This window comes from Rhodococcus sp. UYP9, assembly GCF_040547235.1.
Lineage (GTDB): Bacteria > Actinomycetota > Actinomycetes > Mycobacteriales > Mycobacteriaceae > Rhodococcoides.
In genome coordinates this window covers 489,452-512,416 of record NZ_JBEPPH010000003.1, presented here as the reverse complement: position 1 = coordinate 512,416, position 22,965 = coordinate 489,452, and the positions used below count along the sequence as shown (strand labels likewise).

At 62.8% G+C, this 22,965-nt stretch carries 17 protein-coding genes; 8 read left to right on the top strand and 9 right to left on the bottom strand.

Translation table 11 applies throughout. The annotated features are described in order from the left end of the window. Positions 1-62 precede the first annotated feature (62 nt). Together upp and ABIB36_RS12090 are read left to right on the top strand one after the other, a co-directional pair. A complete protein-coding gene (gene upp / locus ABIB36_RS12095) occupies positions 63-686 on the top strand; it encodes a uracil phosphoribosyltransferase (RefSeq protein WP_084346931.1) in 624 nt (207 codons plus the stop codon). A gap of 62 nt (positions 687-748) precedes the next feature. After that, the gene (locus ABIB36_RS12090) at positions 749-1,585 is read left to right on the top strand and encodes a DUF2797 domain-containing protein (protein WP_354559341.1); all 837 of its coding nucleotides are present in this window, start codon (positions 749-751) and stop codon (positions 1,583-1,585) included. On the opposite strand, the gene ABIB36_RS12085 is transcribed toward ABIB36_RS12090, so the two are convergent. Together ABIB36_RS12085 and ABIB36_RS12080 are read right to left on the bottom strand one after the other, a co-directional pair. Next, positions 1,567-3,174: a phospho-sugar mutase gene (locus ABIB36_RS12085; protein ID WP_179142292.1), complete on the bottom strand. Its 1,608-nt coding sequence runs from the start codon at positions 3,172-3,174 to the stop codon at positions 1,567-1,569. The two genes, ABIB36_RS12090 and ABIB36_RS12085, sit on opposite strands and share 19 nt — an antisense overlap. Positions 3,175-3,182: 8 nt before the next feature. Further along, complete coding sequence (locus ABIB36_RS12080) at positions 3,183-4,010, bottom strand: purine-nucleoside phosphorylase (protein WP_084346933.1); 828 nt, start codon at positions 4,008-4,010, stop codon at positions 3,183-3,185. Between the two features lie 130 nt (positions 4,011-4,140). Here ABIB36_RS12080 and ABIB36_RS12075 point away from each other — a divergent pair, with 130 nt between their 5' ends. Genes ABIB36_RS12075 through ABIB36_RS12065 form a run of 3 tightly spaced genes read left to right on the top strand, consistent with a single transcriptional unit; the run spans position 4,141 to position 7,228 of the window. Then, entirely contained in the window at positions 4,141-4,845 is a 705-nt protein-coding gene (locus ABIB36_RS12075; RefSeq protein ID WP_354559342.1) for an enoyl-CoA hydratase/isomerase family protein, read from the top strand. A 50-nt stretch (positions 4,846-4,895) separates the two neighbouring features. Then, complete coding sequence (locus ABIB36_RS12070; protein WP_354559343.1) at positions 4,896-6,068, top strand: M20 family metallopeptidase; 1,173 nt, start codon at positions 4,896-4,898, stop codon at positions 6,066-6,068. Beyond that, positions 6,065-7,228, top strand: a complete 1,164-nt coding sequence (locus ABIB36_RS12065; RefSeq protein ID WP_373270534.1) for a M20 family metallopeptidase — start codon at positions 6,065-6,067, stop codon at positions 7,226-7,228. Before ABIB36_RS12070 ends, ABIB36_RS12065 begins: the two co-directional genes overlap by 4 nt. 3 nt (positions 7,229-7,231) lie before the next feature. Here the strand turns inward: ABIB36_RS12065 and ABIB36_RS12060 are convergent, their stop codons facing one another. Continuing rightward, positions 7,232-7,696 (bottom strand): gamma-glutamylcyclotransferase family protein, encoded by a 465-nt coding sequence (locus tag ABIB36_RS12060; RefSeq protein WP_084346807.1) that lies wholly within the window; start codon positions 7,694-7,696, stop codon positions 7,232-7,234. A gap of 172 nt (positions 7,697-7,868) precedes the next feature. Here ABIB36_RS12060 and ABIB36_RS12055 point away from each other — a divergent pair, with 172 nt between their 5' ends. Further along, positions 7,869-9,272 (top strand): NAD(P)H-quinone dehydrogenase, encoded by a 1,404-nt coding sequence (locus tag ABIB36_RS12055; protein WP_354559344.1) that lies wholly within the window; start codon positions 7,869-7,871, stop codon positions 9,270-9,272. A gap of 159 nt (positions 9,273-9,431) precedes the next feature. Beyond that, positions 9,432-10,613 carry an aminotransferase-like domain-containing protein gene (locus ABIB36_RS12050; RefSeq protein WP_354559345.1) on the top strand — a complete coding sequence of 394 codons (1,182 nt, stop codon included), beginning with the start codon at positions 9,432-9,434 and terminating at the stop codon, positions 10,611-10,613. Here the strand turns inward: ABIB36_RS12050 and glpK are convergent. Next, positions 10,598-12,103 carry a glycerol kinase GlpK gene (gene glpK / locus ABIB36_RS12045; protein WP_354559688.1) on the bottom strand — a complete coding sequence of 502 codons (1,506 nt, stop codon included), beginning with the start codon at positions 12,101-12,103 and terminating at the stop codon, positions 10,598-10,600. The genes ABIB36_RS12050 and glpK overlap by 16 nt on opposite strands. A 98-nt stretch (positions 12,104-12,201) precedes the next feature. On the opposite strand from glpK, the gene glpD reads away from it, so the two are divergent. Beyond that, positions 12,202-13,959 carry a glycerol-3-phosphate dehydrogenase gene (gene glpD, locus ABIB36_RS12040; RefSeq protein WP_354559346.1) on the top strand — a complete coding sequence of 586 codons (1,758 nt, stop codon included), beginning with the start codon at positions 12,202-12,204 and terminating at the stop codon, positions 13,957-13,959. 43 nt (positions 13,960-14,002) lie between these two features. Here glpD and ABIB36_RS12035 read toward each other — a convergent pair whose 3' ends face one another. The 5 genes from ABIB36_RS12035 to ABIB36_RS12015 form a co-directional block, all read right to left on the bottom strand. Further along, a complete protein-coding gene (locus ABIB36_RS12035; RefSeq protein ID WP_354559347.1) occupies positions 14,003-15,247 on the bottom strand; it encodes a cytochrome P450 in 1,245 nt (414 codons plus the stop codon). Between the two features lie 64 nt (positions 15,248-15,311). After that, on the bottom strand, positions 15,312-16,589 hold the full coding sequence (locus ABIB36_RS12030; RefSeq protein WP_084346812.1) for a PucR family transcriptional regulator: 1,278 nt from the start codon (positions 16,587-16,589) through the stop codon (positions 15,312-15,314). Positions 16,590-16,979: 390 nt separating this feature from the next. After that, positions 16,980-17,522: a hypothetical protein gene (locus tag ABIB36_RS12025; protein WP_084346813.1), complete on the bottom strand. Its 543-nt coding sequence runs from the start codon at positions 17,520-17,522 to the stop codon at positions 16,980-16,982. A 140-nt stretch (positions 17,523-17,662) separates the two neighbouring features. Then, positions 17,663-18,445, bottom strand: coding sequence for a DNA-formamidopyrimidine glycosylase family protein (locus ABIB36_RS12020; protein ID WP_354559348.1), 783 nt, complete (start codon positions 18,443-18,445; stop codon positions 17,663-17,665). Beyond that, the gene (locus ABIB36_RS12015; RefSeq protein WP_354559690.1) at positions 18,438-22,949 is read right to left on the bottom strand and encodes an ATP-dependent helicase; all 4,512 of its coding nucleotides are present in this window, start codon (positions 22,947-22,949) and stop codon (positions 18,438-18,440) included. Before ABIB36_RS12015 ends, ABIB36_RS12020 begins: the two co-directional genes overlap by 8 nt. Positions 22,950-22,965 lie beyond the last annotated feature (16 nt).

Below are 22,965 nucleotides of genomic sequence, written 5' to 3'. Positions count from 1 at the left end.
GGATCTACACAGGTTTTGACGCAAGTGAGGCCCGATCGGTTCCCGCACTTATCCTTCTTGTCATGGATACACATGTCGTCGAACATCCCTTGGCTGCTGCCCTACTGACGACGATGCGCGACGAGCGCAGCGACAACGCAACTTTTCGGTCGGCGCTGCGCCAGCTCACCCACATGTTGGTGTACGAGGCCACCAGGGACGCCGCGATCACCACGTTCGAGGTGAAGACACCGGTCGCTCTCACGCAGGGCACCCGTCTGTCGCAGCCGCCGCTGCTCGTGCCGGTCTTGCGTGCCGGGCTCGGCATGGTCGAGAAGGCGAGCGGCCTGATTCCTCAGTCCCGCGTAGGTTTCGTCGGAATGGCGCGCGACGAGAAGACCCATGAGCCGGTGCCGTACATGGAGTCGCTGCCCGAGGATCTGTCGAGCACCCCGGTCTATGTTCTAGATCCGATGCTCGCCACCGGTGGGTCGATGGTGCGCACCATCGAGTTGTTGGTCGAGCGAGGCGCCGCAGATGTCACTGCGATTTGCGTGGTGGTCGCCCCCGAGGGGGTCACTGCACTCGAGAACTCGGGCCTACCGGTTCGGCTCGTCACCGCCAGTATCGACGAGCGACTCAACGACGAGGCCTTCATCGTCCCGGGTCTCGGTGATGCGGGCGACCGCCAGTTCGGCCCACGCTGAGCACGTCACTCGTCCTCGGCGTCACCTGGCCGGCCAGTGATGGCGACCCGCGATTACGCGTCGTGGATGTCCTTTCGCGTGAGGTCGATTACGTGGAACTGCGCGGCGGTCGTGTCGGGTTCGAGGCGCTGGGGCCGCAGCGGTGGTGCACGGGACGGATCGCATTCCGTCAAGGCGCGCCCTCGGAGTACGTTCCGTGCCCCGAGCAGTTGCCGGTCGAGACAGGTTCGCAGTGCGAAGGGTGCGAGTCGAAGGACTCGTTTCGTTTCGTGCACACGATCCATCGCGGAGGTTTCGTCTCCCGTGAGCTCGAAGCCCATGTGATGCAACCACATTGGCTGTACATCGCGACCTTTGCGAACGGGGTGCACAAGGTCGGCACTGCGGCCGACACCCGCAAATGGGGCAGGCTTGCCGAGCAAGGGGCCATATGCGCGCGCTATGTCGCGTGGGCCGCGGACGGAAAGGTAGTTCGGGTACTCGAAGATCGGGTGACCGAGCAACTACAGGTGCGGCAGTCCGTGCGATCCTCGGTAAAAGCCGCCGCGCTCGCACTGCCCGTCGACACCGCCCGTCTCGACGCTGCGACGGCAGCTCTGGCCGATCGAGTGCGGGACTCCCTTGCGCCGCCGATCGGTGAGGACACCTATCGCACGGTGGACGAATCATGGCAGGTAGCCGGATTCCGTGAGCTCGCCACAGGCAACCGCGTCTGTTACCCGAGCGATCTCATGAGCGGCTCGCACGGGTTCACGGTGCGCGCATGCATCGGACAAGCTGCGGTGGTGGACGTCGACGGCGCTTCCTATGTGGTGGACCTGCATGAACTGAAGGGCCGCCGGGTTCGGTTCGGAGATTACGAATCCACGTTGCCCGCGGTTCAGTCCGCACTCTTCTGAAACAGGCTGGTCGCGAATTTTCGCAAAGTGGCGAGTACAGCGTCGGCTTCGGCGCGCACGGTCGGCAGGTCTGCGCGGTCGCGGACCGGGAGAACGGCCTCGAGGTACGCCTTGACCTTCGGTTCGGTTCCCGAAGGACGCACGATGACGCGGATGCCATCTCCTGCCAATTCGACGGCATCGGTCTGCAGGGGGCCGTCGTCGGCGAGTAGGTCGGTGACCGTGATGGAGGTGCCCGCCAGTTCGGTAGGTGGCTTGGCACGGAGTCGTTCCATCATGGTTGCGATGTCGGCGAGATCATCGACTCGGGTGGAGACCTGTGCTCCTGCGTGAACACCGAATTCGAGCGCCAGGTCGTCGAGGACATCGCCCAGTGTGCGGTTCTCGGCAGCGAGCAGGGCGACGAGGTCCGCGAGGACGACAGCTGCCGAGATCCCGTCTTTGTCGTTGACGAACGACGGGTCGACGCAGTGGCCGATCGCTTCCTCGTAGGCATAGACCAGACCTTGGCCGGCGCGAACCAGCCACTTGAATCCGGTCAGCGTGCGCGCGTAGCGCGCGCCACGAGCAGGAGCGAGGACAGAGAGAAGCCGAGACGAAACGATGGTGTTCGCGACCAACGAGTCCGGGGGCGCGGTGTGGAGTATGTGGTTGGCCAGCAGTGCTCCGGTTTCGTCTCCGCTGAGCATTCGCCACCCCGACGGCCCCGGCACGCCTATCGCGCATCGATCTGCGTCGGGATCGAGTGCAATCGCAAGATCTGCCTCCACCTCGGCGGCAAGGGCCAACAGTTTCTCCGCTGCACCGGGCTCTTCCGGGTTGGGAAAGTCGACGGTCGGAAACTCGGGATCGGGCTCGAATTGATCGGCCACAACATGGACGTCTCGGAATCCGAGGCCGCGTAGTGCAGTGAGCGCGACGTCGCCGCCGACGCCGTGCAGGGGCGTCAGGGCAATCCGGATGTTCCGCTTCTGTGAACGGACCAGCGCGGGAAGTCGGTCCAGATATTGTGCGGTGACGCTCGATCCACCCGGTGAGACGAAGGTGCGAGGCACGTCCACCGCGGAACCGACGGCGGCGATCTCGGCCTCGATTTCCTTGTCGACCGGCGGGATGATCTGTGCACCACCGCGGAGGTAGACCTTGTAACCGTTGTCGGCGGCAGGATTGTGCGAGGCGGTGATCTGGACACCTAGGTCGGCATCGAGCGAGCGAACCGCGAACGCGAGCACCGGCGTAGGGAGTGGTCGAGGTAGTAAAACTACGGAAAAGTCCTGTGCAGCAAAGGTTTCTGCGGTTGCAGTGGCAAAGGCATCCGATCCGTGCCGTGCGTCACGGCCCACGACGACGGTCGATCCGCCCAGCCCTGCCTTCTGCAGCCACGCGGCAATCCCCATCGAGGTGCGCACCACGACGGCGACATTCATCCCGTTGGGGCCGGCTCGGACCTCGCCGCGCAGACCCGCCGTGCCGAAGCTCAACGGAGCGCGAAATCTCTCGCGTAATTCGTCTTCCGGAAGGGATGCCAGTTCCGCACGCGTCGACGGGTCGGGATCACCTGCAATCCACTCCGCGACCTGATGCGCCAATTCGGCCGTCACAGCGTCGACACCAGCCGATGCAGAAATTCACCCATGCGCGAAGCCGCTGTCTTCCCGGCCGCGAGCACCTCTTTGTGGTCGAGGTGGTCACCGGTCATTCCTGCGGCAAGGTTGGTGACGAGAGAAAGCCCGAGAACCCTCGCTCCGAGGGCCCGCGCTGCGATCGTCTCGTGGACGGTGGACATACCCACCAGATCGGCACCCATGGTGCGCAACATTCGAATCTCGGCGGGCGTTTCGTAATGCGGCCCTGGCAGCCCCGCGTACACACCCTCTTCCAGTGAGGGGTCGATGCGGCTCGCCAGTACGCGAAGTTCCGGCGAGTAGGCGTCGACCAGGTCCACGAACTCGGCACCCGTCAACGGCGAGCGTGCCGTGAGATTGAGATGGTCGGAAATGAGAACCGGTTGGCCGACCTTCATTCCATCTCGGATTCCACCCGCGGCATTGGTGAGAACGACCGTGGTAGCTCCGGCCGCGATGGCCGTCCGTACTGGATGCACGACCCTAGCCAAGTCGTGCCCTTCGTATGCGTGGGTGCGGCCCTGCAGCAGCAGCGTATGTGTGCCGTCGACGGTCACCGAGGTGACGGTCCCGGAGTGTCCGGATGCGGAGGGGGGAGTGAAGCCAGGAAGGTCGGCCATGGCAATGGTCGCAGTCGGGGAACCGAAACGATCCGCTGCGGCCTGCCAGCCGGATCCCAGCACTATCGCCACCGCATGAGATGGGACGCCGGTGGCCTTCGCGATCGCTGCTGCAGCGCGCGCCGCGGCGCCCTGAGGGTCGAGGGTCGGATCTGCTGCGTCGATGTTCGTTGTTCCCACGGTGAGCAACCCTAGGAGATGTGCGACCGTTTCCGCAGTAGGCCATGCGTTGCCTTCAGTTGGGGCTCGGGATCGAGCTCGGTCGGGCAGACCTTCACCGGCTGAAGTTACCGCCGGGTAGTATCCCTCCATGCCTTATCTCGAACATGACGGTGACGTGCACATCCTGTACCTCGGTGCTCAGGACTCAGCTCAGAACCCGGAGAACCGGTTCCATCCGGACTGGATCGACAGCACGCACGCTCTTCTCGACGAGGTCGAATCGATATCGGGGCCCGGCGCACTCGTCACCACCGCGACCAGAAAATTCTTCACCAACGGTCTCGACACCGACTGGCTTTTCGCCAACCTCGACAAGATCACCGGCTACCTGGACCGGGTGCACACGCTCTACACCCGGCTGCTCACATTCCCGATGGCAACGGTTGCAGCTGTCCAAGGCCACGCATTCGGCGCGGGTGCCATGTTCGCGACGGCTCACGACTTCCGGGTCGTCCGCGTCGATCGCGGCTTCTACTGCCTGCCCGAGGTGAACCTGAACATGCCGTTCACCGTAGGCATGTCGTCCCTGATCACCAGCAGGCTCCCCAAGCAGACGGCCGTCGAGGCAATGACCACGGGTAGACGCTTCGGCGGAGCAGACGCCGTCGCAGCCGGCATCGCCGACGTCGCTGTCGCCGAGGACGCCGTATTGTCCTCTGCTGTCGAGCGGGCCACGGCGTTGACGAGCACGCGCGGTGACAACCTCGCGGGAATCAAGCGCGCTATCCACGGCGATCTTCTTGCCGCGCTGAACACCCCGACCGACGAGAGTAATTTCGCCTTCGGCAAGTAATCCGCCGCGCTGAATTCAGCTGCGGAGAGCACTAGTGACAGACTGAGCCGGTGATCGTCGAGACCGATGCTGGAGTGCAGCGTGCTGCACTCGAACTGCTTGCGTTGTCGCACTCGATTCACTCCGAGCCTGAACTCGCGTTCGAAGAGCACCGCAGTGCAGCAAAGGTCTGCGACCTTCTTCGCGATCATGGCTTCGCCGTCGACACTGGCGTCGCTGACCTGCCGACCGCGTTCACCGCGACCTACGGCAGTGGCGAGTTGGTCATCGCCCTCTGCGCTGAATACGACGCCTTGCCGGAGATCGGCCACGCCTGCGGCCACAACATCATCGCCGCAGCCGCAGTCGGCGCGGCAATTGCGTTGGCTCCGCTCGCCGACCGGCTCGGCATCACCATTCGAGTACTCGGAACTCCTGCCGAGGAAAGTGGTGGGGGAAAAGTTCTGATGCTCGAACGTGGGGTCTTCGACGGTGTGGGCGCGGCGCTGATGGTTCACCCCGGGCCGATCGATATCGTGGGTGCAACGTCACTCGCGTTGTCCGACATAGCCGTATCGTTCACCGGGCGCGCCGCACACGCATCTGCAGCTCCCGAATGGGGAATCAATGCCGGTGATGCGGTCACCATCAGTCAAGTTGCCATCGGCCTGCTGCGTCAGCACCTCGCGCCGGGGCAGCAGTTGCACGGGATAGTGACCGAGGGTGGTCTTGCGCCCAACATCGTGCCCGGACATGCCGAACTTGCCTACTACCTGCGGGCGAACACCTCGGAATCGTTGGCTGCCTTGACGTCCAAGGCGCATGCGTGTTTCCAGGCGGGCGCGATCGCTACCGGTTGCACTCACCAGATTCGCACCGTATCGCCGATCTACACCGAGCTGACACCCGATCCGTGGCTTACCGCCACCTATCGAGATGAGGTCGAGTCGATCGGCCGCACACCCCTGGCACCCGATTTGGAAGGATTTCGCCCTCTGGGCAGCACCGATATGGGAAATGTGACGAAGGTTCTGCCCGGGATCCACCCGGTGATCGGTCTCGACTCGGGCGGCGCAGTCACGCACCAACCGGAGTTCGCCGCAGCGTGCATCACCGAGTCGGCGGACACCGCCGTACTCGACGGCGCCCGACTGCTTGCACGAACGGTGGTTCGTACGGCCCTCGATGCAGACACACGGAGCCGGTTGCTCGAAGGCGTCGAAGCACGGACGACGGCTCGATGATCGATCTGCATGCAGCGGTCGACGCCTGGATTCTCGACCACACCGCCGAATTGTCGTTGTGGCGACGCCATATTCACGCGCATCCGGAGTTGGCGCGTCAGGAATACGCGACAACTGCTTTCGTCGTCGGCCACTTGGAGGCCGCCGGGCTGTCACCGAAGCTCCTCCCCGGTGGAACAGGTTTGACCTGTGACATCGGACCGAGCGGACCACGGGTGGGTTTGCGAGCGGACATGGATGCGCTCCCGTTGCAAGAATTCACCGGGGCAACATACGGCTCGACCGTTCCCGGGGTCTCCCACGCATGCGGCCACGACGCGCACACGACCGTGCTGCTCGGAACCGCGTTGGCTCTGGCGTCGCTGCCCGATCTGCCGTTCGGTGTTCGGTTGATCTTTCAGCCGGCCGAAGAGGTCATGCCGGGTGGAGCTTTGGATGTCGTGGCGGCCGGTGCGCTAGAGGGTGTATCGAAGATCTTCGCACTGCATTGCGATCCTCGGCTCGAGGTAGGCAAGGTCGGTGTGCGGGTGGGTGCCATCACGTCGGCGGCCGACACCGTCGAGCTCCGTCTGGATTCACCCGGTGGCCATACTTCGCGACCTCACCTGACCACCGACCTCGTCTACGCACTCGGCACGGTCATCACGGGCCTGCCGGGGATGCTCAGCCGCCGAATCGATCCGCGGACGAGCACAGTGATGGTGTGGGGCGCAGTCGTGGCAGGTCAGGCGCCCAACGCCATTCCGCAGAGCGGCATGCTCACCGGCACTGTACGCACCGGTGATCACGAGACGTGGGCTCTGCTCGAACCCATGGTCGGGGAAATCGTGGCCGGGCTTCTGGCGCCGACAGGGGTGCGTTACGAGCTGCTCTACAAGCGTGGGGTGCCGCCCGTGGTCAACGACCCCGCGGTGACACGGACGTTCGAGAACGCTATTCGACGCGTCGGACCGGCAGCGTTGGCCGATACCGCTCAGTCCGGTGGTGGCGAGGACTTCTCGTGGTACCTCGAAGACATTCCGGGAGCGATGGCTCGGCTCGGCGTGTGGTCCGGTACCGGTCCGCAGCTCGATATCCACCAGGCCACATTCGATCTCGACGAGCGAGCGCTCGCCGTCGGTGTGAAGGTGATGACCGGTCTCGCACTCGAACCGAACTGAAGTTCAGCTGGAAGTGCCGGGCCCGACGTTGCGACTGTTCCGTGTGCGCAGTCCACGGACGTACTCCGCGGGAGCACCGGCGATTTCTGCTGCCTCGGCCATGACGCCCAGATAACGCGCGGACGGTAGACCGCCCTCGTAGGCGTCGAGTACGTACAGCCAGGCCAGCACGGGGCCGTCCACGGTGTCGATGCGCAGCCGGACCTTGCGATGTATTCCGAGTTCGGAGCCCTCCCAGCGGTCGAGGCTCTCCTCGTCCTCTTCCGAGACGTCGTACAGCACCACGAACACCTTCGAATCGGCGTCCTGCGCGACCGTTGCCAGTGCACCTTCCCACCCGATGTCACCGCCGCCGAAGGTCAATCGCCAGCCGTGTAGCCAGCCAGTTCCCGACGACGGGGAATGGGGGCAGCGCTGAAGCATTTGCTCCGGATGCATGTTCGACCCGTAGGCGGCATAGATTGGCACGTCGGCCAGCCTAAACCGTCCGGTGAATCGGCGGGGCGGCGGAAGGCCCGAGCGGCATGTTTCAGCAGGTGATACAGATGTTAACTAATCCTTAGCGATGCACGTAGACGTCGACTGGAATAGCGTTGACCCATAACTGTGCATATTTTGTGACAAACGTGGAAGAGGACAAATGACCCGGATCGTGATCATCGGTGGCGGACCCGCAGGGTATGAGGCAGCACTGGTGGCAGCGCAGCACGGGGGGACTGTGACCTTGGTCGATTCGGACGGCATCGGAGGGGCCTGCGTTCTGTGGGACTGCGTACCCTCGAAGACCTTCATCGCCTCGACAGGTATCAGGACCGAGATGCGACGCGCGAACGATCTGGGTATCGCGATGGATCCATCGCAGGCGACGGTCGCACTGCCACAGATCCACGAGCGCGTCAAAGCGCTCGCGCAGGCGCAGTCCTCCGACATTGCAGCGCGGGTGCGCTCGGTCGGCGTCGAACTGATTTCCGGTCGCGCCGAAATGATCGACTCGCATGTCGGTATGGCCGCGCACCAGATTCGAGCGACCTCGGCGGACGGTTCGGAACGTGTTCTCGATGCGGATGTCGTTCTGGTGGCAACCGGCGCGAGCCCACGGATCCTCCCGGGCGCGGAGCCCGACGGTGACCGCATCTTGAACTGGCGTCAGCTCTACGACCTCGAGGCGCTTCCCGAGCATCTGATCGTGGTCGGGTCCGGTGTGACCGGCGCCGAGTTCGTCTCGGCCTACACCGAGATGGGCGTCAAGGTGACAGCAGTCTCCAGCCGCGACCGTGTGCTGCCGCACGAGGACGAGGATGCCGCGCTCGTGCTCGAGGACGCGTTCAACGAAAGAGGCGTCACTCTCGTCAAGCATGCGCGAGCAGAATCCGTCCAGCGGACCGAGAGTGGCGTGATCGTCCGCCTCGCCGACGGACGGACCGTCGAAGGTTCTCACGCGCTGATGACTGTCGGTTCCATCCCCAACACCTCCGGGCTCGGGCTCGAGAAGGTAGGAATCGAACTGGATCGTGGCGGCTATCTGCGTGTCGATCGAGTATCGCGGTCCTCTGTTTCGGGCATCTATGCTGCGGGTGACTGCACCGGTCTGCTACCCCTCGCTTCCGTCGCTGCGATGCAGGGACGTATCGCGATGTACCACGCTCTCGGCGAAGGCGTCACCCCGATCAAGCTGAAAACTGTTGCCTCAGCGGTGTTCACGCGTCCCGAGATCGCGTCGGTCGGGGTGAGTCAGTCGGCCATCGACAACGGTGACGTGCCGGCACGTACCGTCATGTTGCCCCTTGCCACCAACCCGCGAGCAAAGATGTCGGGCCTCAAGCGCGGTTTCGTGAAGATCTTCTGCCGACCGGCGACCGGCGTCGTGATCGGCGGGGTGGTTGTCGCTCCGACGGCGTCCGAGCTGATTCTGCCCATCGCCATGGCGGTGCAGAACAACCTGTCGGTCAACGATTTGGCAGCGACGTTCTCGATCTACCCATCGTTGACGGGGTCCATCACCGAGGCGGCACGGCAACTGATGCGCCACGACGATTTGGACTGATGCGCACTGTCAGCACCAAAGTCTCATGATGTGAGAATTAAGTGTCATTCCTCGAGCTGGAGTGGCACAGTGAAGTGAGCCGACCACCACCCGGCTCGCTTCATGCCCCAGCGGATCCTCGGGTACTTCGCAATCCGTACTCGATCCCTGGGGAAATCAATGACTTGCGCTCTGCCGTCGCTTGCCCGTCGTCTCGATTCACTGAAGAGTTCTGCGATTCGAGACCTGCTCGCTCTGACTGCGCGAGAGGACGTGATCAGTCTTGCAGGCGGTCTTCCGGCGACGGAGCTGATTCCCGCGCACCGCATTCGGCAAGCAGCGGAGGCAGTGCTGATGACACCGTCCTCGGTGCAGTACGGCGAAACCTCCGGTTGGCGCCCACTCCGTGAGATCATCGCAACCCGTGAATCACGCTCGGTCGGAAGAGAAGTCACTTCCGGCGAGGTCGTAGTCACGCACGGTTCGCAGCAAGCGCTCACCCTCCTCACTCAAGCATTGCTCGATCCCGGCGCCGTGGTCGTCGTCGATGAGCCCGCTTATGCCGGTGCGCTGCAGGTCTTCTCGATAGCAGGGGCCGATATCCACGCAATACCGATCGGTGATGCGGGAATGGACACCGACGAACTGGCCCGCAGGTTGGAGGCCGGCCTTCGGCCCACACTCGTCCACACTGTGAGCAACTTTCACAATCCACGCGGCGTGACGATGTCGGATTTCGGTCGCAAACAGCTCGCCGCGCTCGCCGATCGCTACGGGTTCTGGATCCTCGAGGACGACCCTTACGGCGAGTTGTGGTTCGGCGTCCAACCCCCGAAGTCCATAGCCGCCTACTCCGACCGCGTGGTTCGGCTCTCCAGTGCGTCGAAGATCATCGCTCCGGCGCTTCGGGTCGGCTGGCTGACCGCACCGGTGGTTGTGTGTCAGGCCGTCGAACTGCTCAAGCAGGGCGCCGACCTGTGCGGATCGTCTATGACCCAACAGATGGCCGCCGACATGCTCGACGACGCTGCCTGGCTCGAGCGCCACCTCGAGGTCTTGCGCTCGCAGTACAGTGCCCGCGCGCAGGCCCTCGAAGATGCATTGAAAGGCACTTTCGGTGACCGAATGGTGCTATCACCCGCGAGCGGGGGAATGTTCCTGTGGGTGGAGTTCCAGGACAGCACCGACACCACGGCCTTGCTGTCGCGCGCGCTCGATCACGGCGTCGCCTTCGTCCCCGGGCGTGCCTTCGCGGACTCTCCCCAGTATTCAGGCGCGGCTCGATTATGTTTCGCGAGTTCGTCTTCGGACGTTCTCCGCGAGGCCGTGCGACGGCTGTCGGTCGCTCATACGCTGTCGTAGGTGCGTTCCACAGCGCGATTCCACTTGTCGTACATCGCCTCTCGAGCATCGGATGCCAAATCGGGCTCCCAGGTCTTGTCGGCGGCCCAGTTCGCCACGATCTCGTCCTCGCCACTCCAGTAGCCAACGGCCAGGCCCGCCGCGTAGGCGGCGCCCAGAGCAGTCGTTTCGTTGACGACCGGCCGGACCACAGGGACGCCGAGAACGTCGGACTGGAACTGCATGAGGAGCTCGTTTACGACCATTCCGCCGTCCACCTTCAAAGTCGTCAGCGTGACCTCGGAATCTGCGTACATCGCGTCGATGACTTCTCGTGTTTGAAATGCCGTAGCCTCCAACGCTGCTCGGGCGATGTGGCCCTTGTTGGCAAAACGCGTCAGACCTGAGATGACTCCGCGCGCATCGGGCCGCCACCGAGGCGCGAACAGACCGGAAAACGCGGGAACGAAGTACACACCGCCGTTGTCCTCGACCGTTCCGGCGAGGCGTTCGATATCGGCGGTGCGCTCGATGATGCCGAGGTTGTCGCGCAGCCACTGCACGAGGGAGCCGGTGACGGCCACCGAGCCCTCGAGAGCGTAGACAGCGTCTTTGTCACCGAGCTTGTAACAGACGGTGGTGAGCAGTCCATGCTTACTGTGCACCGGCGTCGTTCCGGTGTTGAGCAGCAGGAAGTTCCCGGTGCCGTACGTATTCTTGGCCTCGCCCGGGGACAAGCATGCCTGCCCGAATGTTGCGGCCTGTTGGTCGCCCAGAATTCCCGAGATCGGGACGCCGGCGAGCACACCCCGAGGACGAACCTCGGCATACACCTCGGAGGACGTGCGGATCTCGGGCAGCATCGACATCGGAATTGCGAAGTCGGCGCAGATGTCCTCCCGCCAGGACAGTGTTTCGAGATCCATCAACAGCGTGCGAGAGGCGTTGGTCACGTCGGTGATGTGCTTGCCGCCGTCGGCTCCGCCGGTGAGGTTCCACAACACCCAGGAATCCATCGTTCCGAAGCAGAGTTCGCCGGCTTCGGCACGTTCACGAACGCCGTCGACGTTGTCGAGAATCCAACGAATCTTCGGCCCTGCGAAATAGGTGGACAACGGCAGGCCGGTGATCTGCTGATAACGGTCGGAGCCTTGGTCGCCGGCCAGCTCTCGACACAATTCGTCGGTACGAGTGTCCTGCCACACGATCGCGTTGTAGACCGGTTTGCCGGTGGCTCGATCCCAGACCAGTGTCGTTTCGCGCTGGTTGGTAATACCGACAGCAGCGATGTCCTGCGCTTTGACGTCGGCATTCCCGAGTGCGGCACCGACCACTTCGCGAACGTTGACCCAGATCTCCTCGGCGTCGTGTTCGACCCAACCGGCGCGCGGGAAGATCTGACGATGCTCCTTCTGCGCCGAGCCGACCGGCTTGCCGTCGTGGCCGAAAATGATGCAGCGAGAAGACGTCGTGCCCTGATCGATCGAGGCGATGAAGGTGCCAGAGGTCACATCGGTGCTGGTGTCGGAGGTCACTACGTTCCTTTGTTCGACTCGGAGGTGACGCGGGTATCGAACCCGAACGGTAGCCTGCAGGGGCGGTCAGGGAAATGGTCTATGTGGGGAGCGAGCTCGTGAGCAATCGATCGAACACCACTTTGCTGGGGCCTCAGGCGCGTGTCGATGCCTGGGAGCGGCTCGGATCCGAGTACTTCGACGTCATCATCATCGGTGGTGGCGTCGTCGGAGCAGGTGCTGCGCTGGACGCTGCGACCCGTGGTTTGAAGGTTGCTCTCGTCGAAGCTCGTGACTTCGCATCGGGAACCTCGAGTCGGTCCTCGAAGATGTTCCACGGTGGACTGCGATACCTCGAGCAGCTCGAGTTCGGTCTGGTACGTGAAGCTCTGCACGAGCGAGAGCTGTCGCTGTCGACGTTGGCGCCGCACCTCGTCAAGCCGCTGAAGTTCCTTTTTCCGCTGACGCACCGCGTCTGGGAACGTCCCTACATCGCTGCGGGAATCTTTCTGTACGACAGGATGGGTGGCGCGAAGTCCGTTCCGGCGCAGAAGCACCTCACCCGATCGGGTGCGTTGCGGATGACACCGGGCCTCAAGCGCAAATCCCTCATCGGCGGAATCCGCTACTACGACACCGTCGTCGACGACGCACGCCACACGATGAGTGTTGCTCGCACCGCGGCACATTACGGGGCCGTCGTTCGCACGTCGACGCAGGTCGTTGGATTTCTGCGTGAGGCCGATCGAGTTTCCGGTGTGCGCGTGCGTGATTCGGAAAACGGAGCCACCACCGAGATACGCGGAAGCGTGGTAATCAACGCAACCGGCGTGTGGACCGATGAAATCCAGGCGTTGTCCTCGCAACGAGGACGGTTTCGTGTACGCGCCTCGAAGGGCGTACATATCGTGGTGCCGCGTGACCGCATCGCCAGCGAGGCCGCGATCATTCTGCGCACCGAGAAGTCGGTGCTGTTCATCATTCCGTGGGGTGCACATTGGATCATCGGCACCACCGATACCGACTGGAAGCTCGACCTGGCGCATCCTGCTGCCACGAAAGCCGATATCGACTACATCCTCGGCGAGGTCAACACAGTGCTGGTGACACCACTGACGCACGAGGACATCGATGGTGTCTACGCAGGCCTGCGTCCACTGCTGGCAGGTGAAAGCGACGAGACGTCGAAGCTGTCCCGGGAACACGCCGTCGCTCGCGTCGCTCCCGGCCTCGTGGCGATCGCGGGCGGCAAATACACCACCTACCGCGTGATGGCCGAGGACGCCGTCGATCTTGCCGCCGAGGACATCCCTGCCAGGGTCGCGTCGTCGATCACGGAGAAAGTTCCGCTCGTCGGTGCCGACGGCTACTTCGCCCTGGTCAACCAGACGCATCATCTCGCGAAGATGTACGGCCTGCATCCCTACCGGGTGACCCACCTTCTCGATCGGTACGGCTCGTTGATCGACGAGGTGCTCGACATGGCGAAGGACACGCCCGAACTCTTGCAGCCGATCACCGACGCGCCCAGCTACCTCCAGGTCGAGGTCGTGTACGCCGCTGCTGCCGAAGGTGCGCTCCACTTGGAGGACATCCTCGCTCGCCGAACGCGCATATCGATCGAGTACTCCCATCGTGGAGTCCATTGCGCGGGACAGGTCGCGGCTTTGGCTGCGCCCATTCTCGGATGGGACTCCGCGGCGGTCGATCGCGAGGTCGCGACGTACACCGCACGTGTCGAGGCGGAGATCAAGTCACAGATGCAACCCGACGACGAGTCCGCCGATGCACTACGCGTCGTTGCCCCCGAGGCCCGACAAGAAATCTTGGAGCCGGTGCAACCGAGCAAGTAGAGCAGCAGGCTCGCGCCTGCTGCCAACGGTGCGCGACTGGAGCTCAGTGTTCGACCGGGCAGCGACCTCCGTAGTCGACCTCGAACTCCTTGATGCCATTGAGCCAACCAGATCGAAGTCGCTTCGGATCGCCCAGCTTGGTGATGTCGGGCATGTGGTCAGCGATCGCGTTGAAGATCAGATCGATCTCGAGACGCGCCAAATTTGCGCCGACGCAGAAGTGCGCCCCGGTTCCACCGAAACTCAAGTGCCGGTTCGGGTCCCGCATGATATCGAAATTGTTCGGATCGTCGAAGACCTCCTCGTCGAAGTTCGCCGACGCATAGAACATCGCAACTCGGTCGCCCTTGCTGATCTTCTGACCACCAAGCGTGGTGTCAACAAGCGCTGTCCGCTGAAACGCGGTAATGGGGGTCGCCCAGCGAATAATCTCGTCGACCGCGGTGCTTGGTCGCTCGTTCTTGTAGAGCTCCCACTGATCGGGGTTCTCCAGGAAGCCGATCATTCCGTGCGTGATGGCGTTTCGGGTGGTCTCGTTGCCCGCGACAGCGAGCAGGATGACGAAGAAGCCGAATTCTTCGGGGAGCAGTTCATCACCGTCGATTTCGGCATTCAGCAGCTGGGTGAGGATGTCATCGGCGGGACACTTCTTACGCTCTTCTGCCATTTGGTAGGCGTACCCGAGGAGCTCCATCGAGGCGACCTGGGGGTCACCCTCGAATTCCGGGTCGTCGTATCCGGTCATCTGGTTGGACCAGTCGAAGACCTTGCCACGATCTTGTTGCGGGATGCCGACGAGCTCCGCGATCGCCTGAAGCGGCAGCTCGGTCGCCACCTGGGTGACAAAATTGCCTGCCCCTAGGGTCAGGGCTTCTTCGACAATCGTCGACGCACGCTCAGACAGGGCGTTCTCGAGGCTGGCCACTGCGCGTGGGGTGAAGCCGCGAGCAATGATCTTTCGCAGCTTGGTGTGCTCGGGGGCGTCTTTGAACAGTAGAATGTGGCGCTGTAGTTCGATGGCCTCGCGAGGGATGTCGTCGTCGAACCGGACGATCGCGGTGTTTTCCCACGTGGAATATACGTCGTTGCGCGAGACCTCCCTGACGTCCTCATGCCGAGTAACAACCCAGTACCCGTCGTCGTGAAATCCGCCGACGGTGGGTGGTTGTGGACACCACCAGACAGGTGCTGTCTTGCGTAGCTCAGCGAACTCCGCGTGCGGAATATGAGTGGCGTAGATGTCTGGGTCAGTGGGGTCGAAACCTTCGGCAATATTCGGTGTGGGCACTTCGCACTCCTCATTGGGGCTGATAGCAGTCAGCCTTCCAGTCACGCGGGTGCTGCGGCTTGGCTCACATGACCAAGGTTTCCGGATCTTTTTGTTCGGAGGGTACATATGCGACTGCGTTCTCGCCGAAGGTGTCGAAGCAATCGAGTGCGAGTTTCAGGTGTAGCGAGCGGGAGGTGATCCGCTGGCCGACGCGCTCCTCGATCTGTTGGACGCGGTATCGTACAGTGTTTTTGTGCACGGCGAGTTGGCTAGCGGCAGCCTCGAGATTTCCAGGGGATGACAATACCGCGTGAAGTGTCTTCCGGAGTCGCACGGACAGCTCGTCGCCCCCCAAGAGTCCGGGCAATTCGCGTTCGATAAGTGTGTTCATCGCGTCTGGTCGAGATACGAGCATCGAGACGAGCTCGATGTCTCGATAGCTGGTGACGGGTATGCTCTGCTTGGCCCGCATGGCGATCTCTTGCGCCGCCAGGGCCTCCCTGTGAGCTCGCCGGAACCCATCGATACCCTTCCCAGGTCTGCCCACCGCGACGCGCACCCCGGACGGCACAAGTGTGGAGTCGATCGTCGGTTCTTCGTCACGTCCGGCCACCATCCAAACCCACAACCCCCGCGCCCCGGACGGGATGCAGAGGATCTCGGTTGCCGATGCTGACCGTGCCAGCCGCGACGCAAGTGGCTCGAAAATTCGCGAGTCGATCGAGATGGCGTGATCGTTGGTCCATAACACCAAGGCAGTGTTCACGCGGTGGACCGGGTAGCTCAGTTGTACGGATGCGACCTCGGCGTCATTCAACTTGCCGTCCAGAATCTCGCGGACCGTGTTCACTCGCATCGAAAATGTCCCGCTGAGCAGCCTTTCTCGTTCGGACGTATACGTGGCGGCAAGTTCATCGAGCATCGAATTCATGATTTCGCTCGTCTGCTTCCACATCATCACGACGAGTTCGACCTTGAACTCCTCGGGTACGTCGGCATTGGTGACGAAATCTGCCACAAACCGCCACACCGCCCGGTGACCGGCGTGGTAAAGATGGGATAGAACTCGCAATTCGAGTCCCCGGCGCGCGATGGTGCGGGCGAGAGAATGAGCTTCCGCAGCTACCGGTGCAGACCACAGTGCAGTGCCGTTGGACTGCCGAACGGCAAGAATGTTTTGAAACTGGCTGCGAACAGCCAACAACAGGTCCCTCCGAACATCTGCGTCCGTAGATAGCTCGGGGACATCGGACCCCATGGATTGAGCGACATCGTCGACGAACGCTGCGATATCGGCGCGGGAGAGACTGTCGGTAATGTAACCGCGCATCCACTCTTCGGCCTGTGTTGCACTTGCCATTTTCAGCGCTCCCTCTAGGCAATGTGGCTTCGACTCCGCCGGTCCCGGTCCATCATAAGGACTCCTCGGGCATGTGAAGGGACCCATTTTCTTGGTGTACCTATCGGAGCAGTTCTATCCTCGAAATGCGTGAATGGGACTGTGTGCAGCCGACACGTTCTGGATGAACCCTCCGGCACTTCAGAGACAAGCTGTTCTCGGACTTCATGATCGGCTAAGTCCCGTGTCTTACGGGGCAGCTGCCCCGATCGAAGATGGGGTCCATCTGGAGAAGGTCACAGAGGCCACCCGACGACGAGTCCGCCGACGCACTACGCGTCGTCGCATCGGAGGCCCGTCAAGAAATCCTGGAACCGGTGCAGCCGAGCAAGTAGCGTGCTGCTTTCCCGGTCAATGAGTCAGAACCAACTTGAGCGCGACCACGGCGGTGGCAACCAGCGCGAGCACGATGGAGCCCAAAAATGTTCCACGGGTGGGCTTCTCTCCTCGGAGACGACCGACGATGAAGTTCGTGGACGCAATCCTGGCGATGACCGTTATTTCGGCCACGATCTGACCGATCCCTGGATCCAGCAATCCGGCCCATCCGATGGCCAAGAGGACAGCAGGAAGTACCGCCGCGCTCAAAACCGGAACGGAATCTCGGAGCTGTTCGATTCGGGCGACTCTCGACAAATTGGCCCCGGTTCGCACGGTTTCACCGACACCCTCGGCGAATGCGTGCGCTACGAACGTCGATATCGCTGTACCGAGAACGATTGCCACACCTTGAAAGCTGTGCTCGTCCGGTGACGTCATCGGAATGAGAGCAACCAGTATCAAGACATTGCCGTATACGTAAGCGCTGATTCGACTGGCGGCATTGCCAGGACTCAGTGGGCTGCTACGTGACAGCAGCGGTCTGTGCAGGAGATTTCGTAGATTCGGTGCCATGTCGATTGACAGTAGTCACTACCGGCCGGCGAACGGATAATTCTGTCACCGACAGATAAAGGAGACCGAGCTCAGGGTAGTCGTGTCGACCCTAGAATCGTGGCGGCCGGGGCTGTGAATCAACTGGGCCGATCTGTGAATCAGCTGGGCGGGGGCTGGCAATACGAACAAAAATATATCTGGCGTTCCTCCAGCGGGTTGTCGCCGAGCAATCCGAACTGGATGGATGTGCCACATCGCCTACACGGCTTGTTCTCCCGCCCGTAGACCCAGAATTGGCGCCCCGGACGTCGATCACCGGTAGTGATTCGCTGATGTCGATCCTTGTTGGCCATGATCGTGCGAAACGACAGGTCGACGATCTTGCGTAGATCGCCTGCAGAACCGACTGGGGTTCGCGGATCCATACCTCGAAGAAAACAGATCTCGTTGCGATACACGTTGCCCAGGCCTGCCAGAATCCGTTGATCGAGCAACGCGGTTCCGATAGGCCGGGCGGGGTCGGCGCCCAGATTGGCGATCGCGAGAGCCGAATCCCAGTTCGATCCGAGTAGATCGGGCCCGAGGTATCCGACGACCTCGTCTTCGTCCTCCACCACGTCCAGTACACCGAGTTCGAACCCCACCGCGGAAGCACTCTCGTTCGTCAGAATCGCGCGAGCTTGGAACGCAGGCTTGCGCCACCTTTCACCGGGTGCATAGACCTGCCAGGTTCCTTCCATCTTCAGATGGCTGTGGATCGTATATCCGTCGACCCGAATGAGGAGATGCTTGCCACGTGCTTCCACCGAGTCCACTGTCCGACCCGTGAAATCGACTGTCGCGTAGCGAGGTACACGAATATCGCAACCCGTCAGTACGCGTCCGACGAGCGCGTCCCTCAACTTGTTCGCCGCCCGATAGACGGTATCTCCCTCAGGCATGAAGCTGCCCACGCAGACGCAAGCCCCTGGGGGTTGCGGAGAAGCCCGCCTCGGTCAAGGTCTTGGCAAATGCCGTTCCGTGGATATCGTGACCATCCACTCGTTCCACCAACAGCTTCTCGACTCCGCCCCTTTTCACAGTCGCGGCGAGCGCGCGGGCCGACGCTTCGATAACGGCTTCGTCGTCGGAGAATGTCAACACGGTCTTGCCACCCCGTTCGACGTACAGAGCAAGGTTGCCCTCATGGAGTACGACGAGTGCACCCGCCTTCCGTCCTGGCCGATGTCGAGGCGAATCATCTTTTTCGTCGGGCTTCGGCCAGGTGAGCGCGGCACCGTAGGGGTTGGCCGGGTCGCAGGCTGCCAGGACCATTGCGCCGGTCTTTTCTCGTTCGTCGTACGTGCGCAATCGATCGACGACATCGGAAGTGGAGAACTGCGCGCCACCGAGCGAATCGACGAAGTACCCGCGTCGGCTGCGGCCGGAATCCTCGAAAGTACTGAGCACCTTGTACATCGTGGCGAATCCGCCGGGCACTCCTTCGTTCATCACCGCACCTCGCGTGACCACGCCGTAGCGTTCGAGCAGCATGTCGGCGGTCGCATGTGCTCGCACCGTGGGATCCGGTTCGAGCTCTGGGAGTCTGGACCAGCGCCCTCCTGCTGTGGGAGGCCCGGTCCGGGTAGGCAGCGTGGGCCGCTCGAATCGACGGTACGACCGCAACCGCGGCGTCTTCCTCGGAGCTCGGTGGCTCGGCGCCGAGCGGGTCGTCGCGTTGAGGAGCGCGCGTAAGGGTGCAAAGGTGTCATTGCTGAGCCGGCCCGCCCATACGAGCTCCCACAGAGCGGCGTGCAGACTGTCGTCGTCGGTACTGCCTACCGTGTCCGACAGCTGCCGGAAGAAATATGCGCCTCCAGCTGCGACCGCGTCCAACACGCGCAGTTGTAGTTCGGAAAGATCCGATTCGGCGGGCGGAGCGAGAGTCAACGGGGCGGTCTCGGCCATGTGTAGACAGACCCAGCCGTCCTTCGAGGTGATGGATCCGTGGCCGGACCAGAGAACCTCGCCGGTAGAGGTCAATTCGTCGAGCATCGCGGGGGAGTAGTCGCGGACTCGCGAAGCGAAAATGAGTGGCTCCCAGGCCGACGCGGGGATCGGTACGCCGGCGAGCTGCTCGACAACTGTCGCAACACCGTCGATTCCGTTGAGTTGCCGACTTCCTACGTGTTGCCATGCGGGGAGGAATCGGCCGAGGGTTGCGGTGCCGACCGGCTCGACTTCGTGACGCGCCGCAGCGAGCGACCGTCTGCGCAGACGGCGTAAGACCTCGTTGTCGCACCATTCGCTGCCCGTCGTATCGGGTCGGAACTCTCCCTCGACGACTCTCTTGTCGGCACCGAGCGTGGTGAGAACACCGCGAGCGACCGCCGTCCCGATCCCGAACCTGGCCGCGAGATCGGTGACCGAGAACGGACCGTGGGTACGCGCATACCGGCTCACGAGGTCGGTCAGCGGGTCTTCCACCGGTTCGATGAAGGCTGCCGGTGTGCCGATGGGCAGTGGAACACCGAGGGCGTCGCGCAACCGGCCCGCGTCTTCGATGGCAGTCCACCACGTCCGACCTGCGAAGCTCACCTCCATCGCGCGCTTTGCGCCCCCGAGCTCGATCAGCCACCGGAGAGACTCGTTTCCTCGCGTGCGCTCGGCCACCTCCTCGACGGTCAGCGGTCCCAGCATTCGGAGTAGATCCGCGACACCCTCGATGTCCTTGGCAGCTCGGTCTTCTGCGAGTCGCTGCAGTTCGAGTTCGGTCGTCTCGATCACGGACAGATCCAAGAGCTCACGCAGCTCGACGCGCCCCAGGAGTTCGGCGAGCAGTGTCGAATCCAGCGACAAGGCTTGCGCGCGACGTTCCGCCAAGGGACTGTCGCCCTCGTACATGAACGCGCCCACGTAGTTGAACAGCAGAGAATTCGCGAAGGGCGACGGCGACGCCGTCTCTATCTCGACGATGCGGATCTGCCGTCGGCCGATCTGGGCGAGAATCTCTTCCAGCGCAGGCAAGTCGTAGACGTCCTGTAGACATTCGCGCACTGTCTCGAGCAGAATCGGGAATGTCGGATACTTGCGCGCGACGTCGAGAAGTTGGGCAGACCGTTGTCTCTGCTGCCACAACGGTGCACGCTTTCCGGGGTTGCGGCGGGGTAGAAGTAGTGCGCGAGCGGCACATTCGCGGAATCTCGATGCAAAAAGTGCCGAACCGCCGACCTGCTCGGTGACGATGTCGGCAATTTCGTCACGTTCGAACACGAACAAGTCGGCACCGGGAGGTCGGTCCTCGGTGTCCGGGAGTCGCACGATGATCCCGTCATCGGACGCGGTCGGGGCAGCATCGATGCCATATCTCTCGATGAGACGGGCGCCGATCGCAAGTGCCCACGGCGCATGCACCTGCTGGCCGTACGTCGAGTGCAGAACGAGTCGCCAGTCACCCAGCTCGTCACGGAATCGTTCGACGATCATCGTTCGGTCGGTCGGGAGCTGGCCCGTCGCATCCTTTTGTTCGTCGAGAAGTGCGATCAGGTTGCTGACCGCGTTGACATCGAGGCCGCTTCCGGTCAGCCGCTCGGACAACCCTTCTCGTTCAGCAGTGCTGCGGAGGAATTCACCCAACGCTCTGCCCAGTTCCGCGGGGCGACCGAGCCCGTCGCCGTGCCAGAACGGCAGTCGCCCAGGTTGACCGTATGCAGGGCTCACCAGGACTCGATCGTGGGTGATTTCCTCGATCCGCCAGCTGGTGGCGCCGAGGGCGAAGACATCACCGACGCGTGACTCGTACACCATCTCTTCGTCGAGTTCGCCTACCCGAGAAGCTTTTTCGCCGACCATGTATACCGTGAACAATCCACGATCCGGGATCGATCCTCCCGAGGTCACGGCCAGTCGCTGTGCGCCCGGACGGCCGGTAAGGGTGCCGGCATCGCGGTCCCAGACCAATCTCGGTCGTAGTTCGGCGAATTCGTCCGATGGGTAGCGGCCCGAGAGCAGATCCAGTGTCGACTCGTATGCGGAGCGAGGCAGAGTCGCGAAGCTGCCGGTGCGCCGGACTGCGTCGAACCAGTCCTGCGCATCGATTGCTTCCAGCGCGCACGCCGCGACTGTGTGCTGGGCCAGGATATCGAGCGGATTGGCGGGGACGGAGAGTGACTCGATCTGGCCTGTCTTCATACGCTCGACCGTCACAGCGCAGTGGATCAAGTCGGTTCGGTGCTTCGGGAAGAGCACTCCCTTGGAGATCTCACCGACCTGGTGGCCTGCACGACCCACTCGTTGCAACCCGCTGGCCACCGAGGGTGGGGCCTCGACCTGAACCACCAGATCCACTGCACCCATATCGATTCCGAGCTCGAGGCTGCTGGTGGCAACGACGCAACGAAGCCGGCCGGATTTGAGATCGTCCTCGATGAGTGCTCGTTGATCCTTGCTGACGCTTCCGTGGTGGGCACGGGCCAACAAAGCGTCGGCGCCGTGGTTGACCTCGGTGGGTGTGCCCATCTGAGAGGGTGGCTTGTGCGTGGTGTCGACGGCGTCACCCATCCGCTCGGCGTACACCTCGTTGAGTCGAGCGGTCAGCTTCTCCGCGAGACGTCGTGAGTTGGCGAATACGATGCTCGACTTGTGTTCGAGGATGAGGTCGACGATCTTCTCCTCGACGTGCGGCCAGATGGACCCCTGCTGCGGCGCCGCTGACGCAGAACCGTCCGCGGGTTCGGTGACGCCGAGTTCGGTCATGTCCTCCACCGGTACCTGAACCGTGAGGTCGAACATCTTCGGCGACGGCGGCGCAACGATCTCGATGGGCGCGATACCGGTGAGGAATCGTCCGACTTCTTCGTGCGGGCGGACCGTCGCCGAGAGCCCGATACGTTGAGCGGGCTTCGGAAGCATCAGATCGAGGCGCTCGAGAGACAGCGCCAAGTGAGACCCGCGTTTGGTTCCAGCGACCGCGTGGACCTCGTCGACGATGACGGTGTCGACTCCGACCAGCGACTCCCGGGCCGCCGAGGTGAGCATCAGGAAGAGAGATTCCGGCGTGGTGATCAAGATGTCGGGCGGGGTCTTGATCAGACTGCGTCGATCCGCAGGGCTCGTGTCGCCCGACCGAACGCCTACGGAGATGTCGGGTGGTTCGAGCCCGAGGCGCTTCGCCGTCTGAGTGATACCGACCAGCGGAGCCCGGAGGTTGCGCTCGACGTCGACCGCCAGTGCTTTGAGCGGCGAGATGTAGAGAACCTTCGTGGTGCGGTCGGTCTGCGGCGCTCGCCCGGCGAGCTGATCGATCGACCAAAGGAACGCGGAGAGCGTCTTGCCGGATCCGGTGGGGGCGACGACGAGGGTGTGGCGACCGCTCGAGATCGCCTCCCACGCTCCGGCCTGGGCTGCAGTCGGACTGTGAAATGCGCCGGCGAACCACTCCTGGGTGGGAGCGGAAAACTTCGCCAGAGCAGAGTTGCCCGAC